The organism is Salegentibacter salinarum, from assembly GCF_900168115.1.
Taxonomy (GTDB): domain Bacteria; phylum Bacteroidota; class Bacteroidia; order Flavobacteriales; family Flavobacteriaceae; genus Salegentibacter; species Salegentibacter salinarum.
The window spans coordinates 288,844-295,412 of the sequence record NZ_FUZC01000005.1 but is presented as its reverse complement, the minus strand read 5'-3'; the positions used below and the strand labels follow the sequence as shown (position 1 = coordinate 295,412).

The window sequence follows — 6,569 nt, the reverse complement described above, 5'->3', positions numbered from 1 at the left end:
TCTGCAAAAGCAAGCGAAGCGCTGGGAGAACGCTAAGGAATATTATTCCTTTTATCGAGGATAAGTTATTCTTGAAAGTGAATAGAGAGAAAACAAATGTTTCTCACGTCTCCAAAATCAAATTTCTCGGACATACCTTCTATCGAAGTCACGGAAAAGGTAGACTCCGAGCTCATCCTACAAGTATCCGAAAGATGAAACAACGGCTAAAACAGCTGACATCAAGGAACAAGGGATGGGGAGAGAACGAAAGAAAGAAAGAACTCAACCACTATGTTAGAGGCTGGGTGAACTACTTTAAAATGGCAGATATAAAAAGCCTGCTGAGAAACATAGATCGCTGGTACCGTCGACGTCTAAGGATGTGTATCTGGAAACAATGGAAACGCATCCGCACGAAAGGAAAGATGCTTATCAAGCTTGGCCTGAACAAGTGGAAAGCGTGGGAATATGCCAACACGAGGAAAAGCTACTGGCATACAGCTAACAGCTTTATCCTCAAAAGGACTATTACCATCCACAGACTGAGACAGGCTGGTTACACTTCTCTTCTGGACTATTACCTTAAAGTTAGAACGTAAATTAGGGAACCGCCCAGTACGGAACCGTATGCTGGGTGGTGTGGGAGGACAGGTAGGGAAATAATCCTTACCTTTCTACCCGATCCTAAATATTGTCCTACAAATAGTTATAATTGCGTATTTCATCTAGAGAATTAGAACACTATCGAATAAATAAGGTTTTTTGCTAGCTTATTTTTAGATTATTGTTGAATTTAAAAGTAGTATGATGAAATTTTTAGATAGTTATTGGGTCTTTATTTTATTATTGGGCACTTCAATCACTGCACAGGAGTTGGAAGGGAAATGGATTGTCTCGGGAAATAAAAGTTTTGGTGGTTTCCCTGGAATACATTTAATGGAAGTGAGCGAAGATTCATTACTGCATTATAACTTTGATGAGTTTATTACCAAGACTTCCTATACTACTGAAGAAAATAAGCTAAAAATAGATACGCTTGCTTTTGCCGATTTCAGTTTTAAAAATCCAAACCGATTAATTATTTCTTCCGAAAGATTGGAACGGCCTATAGATTATATACGTTTGGTTCCTACTAAAACAGATTTAAACGTAGAAGAAATTAAACAGAAAAAATACAATCTAGAACGGGGTGGAAAAAGTTTCGAAATAGATTTTAAAAATCATCCCGATAGTAAAATTATGCATTCTTATTTGAAGAAAATAGATCAGACTTATTTCCTGGTAATTCACAGGTATGGAAATGCAATTACTGCGGTTCCTATTGAAGAAATAACCGAAGATAAATTATTTCTGTACGGTTTTTCAAGAGGACCAAATAAACTGGTGGCTACAGCAATTGAATAATTCGAAATAGAATAAAATAAAAAAACCTACCCAAAAGAAATCTTCCAGGCAGGTTTTTCAAAATTTTATTTGATAAATTATTCTCCTTCAGGAACCGGGAAACCGCGATCGCGCATTAGTGCGTCAATTTCAGCATCACGCCCTCTAAATTTACGATAAGCTTCAGCAGGATCCATTGCGTTTCTTGGTGCAAAAAGATATTTTACCAGTTTTTCTGCCATATTTTCATCGTAGAATCCGCCGGGAGATTCGGCAAAAGCTTCAGCAGCATCAGAAGTCAATACATCTGCCCATAAATAACCGTAATATCCGGTTGCATAACCTTCCCCGGAAAATACGTGTCCAAAATGCGGTGAACGATGACGCATTACAATTTCCTCTGGCATTCCAAGTTCATCTAAAGTCTCTTTTTCAAACTCTCTTGGTTCAATTTTATCAGGATCTGTAGTGTGATATTTCATATCCATTAATGCCGAAGCTAAGAACTCGGTGGTAGCGAAACCCTGGTTAAAAGTAGAAGCTTTTTTTATTTTAGCGACTAATTCATTAGGAATAACCTCGCCGGTTTCGTGGTGTTTCAGGTAACGGTTTATTACTTCATCTGTAGATAACCAACGTTCTAGCAATTGCGATTGGAATTCAGTATAGTCACGAACGCCGCTGTTTAGGGTGGGATATTTAATATCGGCAGCTAAAAAGTGCAGGGCGTGCCCAAATTCGTGGAAAAAAGTGGTAGCATCATCCCAGGAAACCAAAACCGGTTCACCCGGTGCAGGCTTAATAAAATTAGAATTATTGGAAGACAATACAGGTTTTGCACCTTCCAGCTCAGAATAACTTCTGTAAGTTGTGGCCCAGGCCCCGGAACGTTTTCCCTGGCGGGCAAAAGGATCTAAATACCAAAGCCCTATAAGTTCGCCTGAATCTTCATCGGTTACTTCCCAGACTTTTACATCTTCATGAAAAACAGGAACGCTGCCTTCCTCAACCGGTTTAAATTCGAAATTAAACAATTCACCGGCTGTGTAGAAAAGTGCATCGGTGAGGTTACCTAATTCCAGATATTGCTTTACTTCTTCACTGTCCAGATCGTATTTTTCTTTTCTTACTTTTTCGGCATAATAGCGATAATCCCAGGGTTTAATAGTAATATTAGCCCCTTCTCGATCGGCTACTGCCTGCATATCTTTTACTTCTTCTTCAACACGGGCAAGTGCAGCAGGCCAAACGGCTTCCATAAGTTCCATGGCATTTTCGGGATTTTTTGCCATCCGGTTTTGTAAGCGCCATTGGGCAAAATTATCGTATCCCAGGAGTTCTACACGCTCGTCGCGCAGTTTCAGTATTTTTTTAATCACTTCATTATTGTCAAATTCATCGTCGTTGTCACCACGTGAGTAATAGTTTTTCCAAACTTTTTCGCGCAGTTCACGTTCATCAGAATAAGTCAGGAAAGGATCCATAGAAGAACGCGTGTTGGTTACCGCATATTTCCCCGCTTCGCCATTAGCTTCAGCAGTGCTGGCAGCCGATTTTACGTAAGATTCCGGTAAACCGCTAAGTTGGCCTTCGGTTAAATAAACAATGTAGTTTTCTTCTTCCGCAAGAACATTATTAGAGAATTTGGTATATAATTCAGAAAGTTCACTGTTTATTTCGGCGTAACGCTTTTTATCTTCTTCATTTAAATTGGCGCCTTCCATCGCAAATTCTTCATAAATAAGTTCGATAACACGTTGCTCTGGTGCCGGCAGTGGATTTTCTACTGAATTTTCATAAACTGTTTTAATTCTCTCAAAAAGCTGGGTATTCTGTGAGATTTTTGAGCTGTATTCAGAGATTTCAGGAGAAAGTTCCCGTTGAATTTCCCTGAATTCAGGACTGGAAACATTGCTGCTAAAAATACCGTAATAGGTAAACACCTTGTTTAAAAGATCACCAGAATCTTCAAAAGGCACAATAGTATTCTCAAAAGTTGCCGGTTCTGAGTTTTCGGTTATTTTATCAATTTCAGCCAAATGCTTGTCCATCGCTGTAAGCATTGCCGGTTTTACAAGCTCTACTTTCATTTTATCAAAAGCGGGAACGCCGGCATAAGGGCCGGTCCATTCAGCAAGTAAAATGTTATCCATATTTTGTTCGGGTTTTTGTTCCTGGGCATTAGCTTGAAATCCTGCGACCAGCGCTAAAATCCCCAGGCTTTTTATAATTTCTTTTTTCATTTTGTGTGGTTTTATTTCTAATCTATGAAGGTAGTGATTTTGGGAAAATTGGCTGCTATAGAACTTTTAGATTTTCTCTGAAATATGAAATATTGAGGCGTAAATACATTAACAATTAAAAATAATTTATCTTTGATATTGTAAATAACTAATTACAAACTATAAATAAGTAAATATGAAATTTTTAAGCAAAACTGTTTTGATTCTAGGAGCCGTTGCAATGATTGCCTGCGGAGATAAAAAAGAAGAAAAGGAAGATAAAATTACTATTGGTGATGGTACCAGCCCACAATCTCAAACTGAAGCCGCTACAGATAAATCAGCTTCAGAAATGAATTCTTCAGACGAAGATGTGGTAGAAGTAACTATTGAAGGGAATGACCAGATGCGTTTTAACAAAGACGAGATTAAAGTGAAAGCCGGACAAACTGTTCGACTTACTTTAAAGCACGTTGGTGAAATGGAAAAAAGCGTAATGGGCCATAACTGGGTATTGCTAACCAAAGGAACCGTGATCAATGAATTTGGACAAAAAGCTGTTCAGGCAAAGGATAACGATTATATTCCTCAAGGAACCGATGCTGTTATTACCCACACTAAAATGATTGGTGGTGGAGAAGAAGTAACCATAGAGTTTGAAGCTCCTGAAGCCGGGGAATATGACTATATCTGTAGCTTCCCGGGTCACTATTCTGTGATGAAAGGTAAATTTATCGTAGAGTAAAAAACTTTTATAATATTATTGAAAATGCCTTTACTTCGGAGAATTCCGTTAGGTAAAGGCATTTTTGTTTTAGAACAGCTTCTCTTTTTGTGGGGCCTATTTTTAGTTATTCCTAAAAGTTTTTTATTTAAAAAACCGAAGAAATTTCATTTTTACCTACTAATTTCAGAATGTTTTTATGAGCTCTATATTTTATAGCGTCTCATTTTATGAATTGTTGAAAATATGGCTAAAATCAAAATTATGTCCCTTTATTTTTGCTGAAATTGGTGCGCTAGGATTGCTAAAAATAGTAGTTTTAGGCTTCATTTTAGAGTACCTTATATATGAGTGAGAACAAGCACTTTGTAATTGATTTTGACAGCACATTTACCCAGGTAGAAGCCCTGGATGTTTTGGGAGAAATATCCCTGGCTAACGATCCCGATAAGCAAAAGAACCTGGATGAGGTAGAAGCCTTAACCGATCAAGGAATGAAGGGAGAGATTTCTTTTAGGGAATCCCTGGTAGAGCGAATTCGGCTTTTAAAAGCCAATAAAAGTGATTTGCCAAAACTGGTAGAAAATTTAAGTGAGCGGGTATCTTCCTCATTTGTTAGAAACCGCGAATTCTTTAACGATTATCACGAAAACATCTATATTGTTTCCAACGGTTTTAAAGAATTTATTGTTCCTATAGTTGAACCTTACGGGGTAAAGCCCGAAAATGTTTTTGCCAATACTTTTGAGTTTGACGAAGAAGGTGAAATTGTTGGTTTTGATAAAGAAAACGTACTTTCTTCAAATAATGGAAAAGTAGAGCAACTTAAAAGATTAAAATTAAAAGGGGATGTTTACGTAATTGGTGATGGTTATACCGATTATGAAATAAAAGCCGCCGGACTCGCCAATAAGTTTTATGCCTTTACCGAAAACGTAGAGCGAGCAAATATTCTTGAAAAGGCAGACCATATCACTCCAAGTTTAGACGAATTTTTATTTGTACACAATATGAACAAAGCAATCTCTTACCCCAAAAACCGAATTAACGTACTTCTTCTTGAAAATGTACACCAGGACGCGGTAGACATTATGAAGAAAGAAGGTTATAATGTAACTGTACATCCTGGCGCGATGGATGAAGATGAACTTTGTGAAAAAATCAAAGATGTATCAGTAATAGGGATTCGTTCTAAAACACATTTAACCGAAAAAGTACTGGAAAATGCCAACCGATTAATTGCGGTGGGTGCTTTTTGTATAGGAACTAATCAGATAGATCTTCAGGCCTGTTTGAAGAAAGGCGTTGCAGTTTTTAATGCGCCTTACAGTAATACGAGATCTGTGGTTGAATTAGCTATTGGCGAGATTATTTTACTAATGCGAAACCTGCCCGATAAAATGCGTTTAATGCACGAAGGGAAATGGGAAAAATCTGCTACCAACAGTTTTGAAACCCGGGGTAAAAAACTGGGGATTATTGGTTATGGAAATATTGGCGCACAACTTTCAGTGGTAGCAGAATCTGTTGGGTTTGATGTTTATTATTACGATGTTGAGGAAAAGTTGCCAATGGGAAATGTTACCAAGTGTAATTCCTTAAAAGAACTTCTTGAAACCGTAGATATTGTTACGCTTCACGTAGACGGAAGAAAAGAAAATAAGAATATCATCAGTGAAAAGGAATTTGGTTATATGAAAGATAACGTCATTTTCCTGAATTTAAGCCGTGGACACGTGGTAGATATACAAGCGCTGAAAAAGAATATAGAATCTGGTAAAATAATGGGGGCGGGGATAGATGTTTATCCGCAGGAACCGAAGACCAATAATGAAGAATTTGTTTCCGAATTAAGGAATTTACCAAATGTAATTTTAACGCCACATATTGGCGGAAGCACCCTGGAAGCCCAAGAAAATATTGGGAATTTTGTTCCGGGAAAAATTATTGAATATATAAATACAGGCAGCACCACCAACTCGGTTAACTTCCCTAATTTACAATTGCCGGTATTGCAAAATGCCCACAGGCTAATTCATATTCACGAAAACAGGCCGGGAATTTTGGCAGAGATCAACAGGATCCTTGCCGGGCACGATATTAATATTGAAGGGCAGTATTTAAAAACCAATGAAACTATTGGTTATGTAATTACCGATATAGATAAGAAATACGATAAAAAAGTAATCAAAGACCTAAAAGGCCTGAAAGGAACCATACGTTTCAGGGTTTTATATTAGTAAAGTTTTTTACTAAAA

At 37.6% G+C, this 6,569-nt stretch carries 5 protein-coding genes; 4 read left to right on the top strand and 1 reads right to left on the bottom strand.

Annotated elements, in window-relative coordinates:
* Window positions 1–581 (top strand): group II intron maturase-specific domain-containing protein (locus B5X53_RS08575; RefSeq protein WP_317042316.1); only part of this gene is annotated, 581 nt, incomplete at its 5' end.
* Window positions 582–786: 205 nt separating this feature from the next.
* Window positions 787–1,386 carry a hypothetical protein gene (locus tag B5X53_RS08570; RefSeq protein WP_143533247.1) on the top strand — a complete coding sequence of 200 codons (600 nt, stop codon included), beginning with the start codon at window positions 787–789 and terminating at the stop codon, window positions 1,384–1,386.
* 77 nt (window positions 1,387–1,463) lie between these two features.
* On the opposite strand, the gene B5X53_RS08565 is transcribed toward B5X53_RS08570, so the two are convergent.
* Complete coding sequence (locus B5X53_RS08565; RefSeq protein ID WP_079712819.1) at window positions 1,464–3,608, bottom strand: M3 family metallopeptidase; 2,145 nt, start codon at window positions 3,606–3,608, stop codon at window positions 1,464–1,466.
* A 175-nt stretch (window positions 3,609–3,783) separates the two neighbouring features.
* Between B5X53_RS08565 and azu the strand changes: the two genes are divergently transcribed.
* Together azu and serA are read left to right on the top strand one after the other, a co-directional pair.
* Window positions 3,784–4,332, top strand: coding sequence for an azurin (gene azu / locus B5X53_RS08560; protein ID WP_079712818.1), 549 nt, complete (start codon window positions 3,784–3,786; stop codon window positions 4,330–4,332).
* A gap of 326 nt (window positions 4,333–4,658) precedes the next feature.
* Entirely contained in the window at window positions 4,659–6,551 is a 1,893-nt protein-coding gene (gene serA / locus B5X53_RS08555; protein ID WP_079712817.1) for a phosphoglycerate dehydrogenase, read from the top strand.
* The last annotated feature ends 18 nt before the right edge of the window (window positions 6,552–6,569 follow it).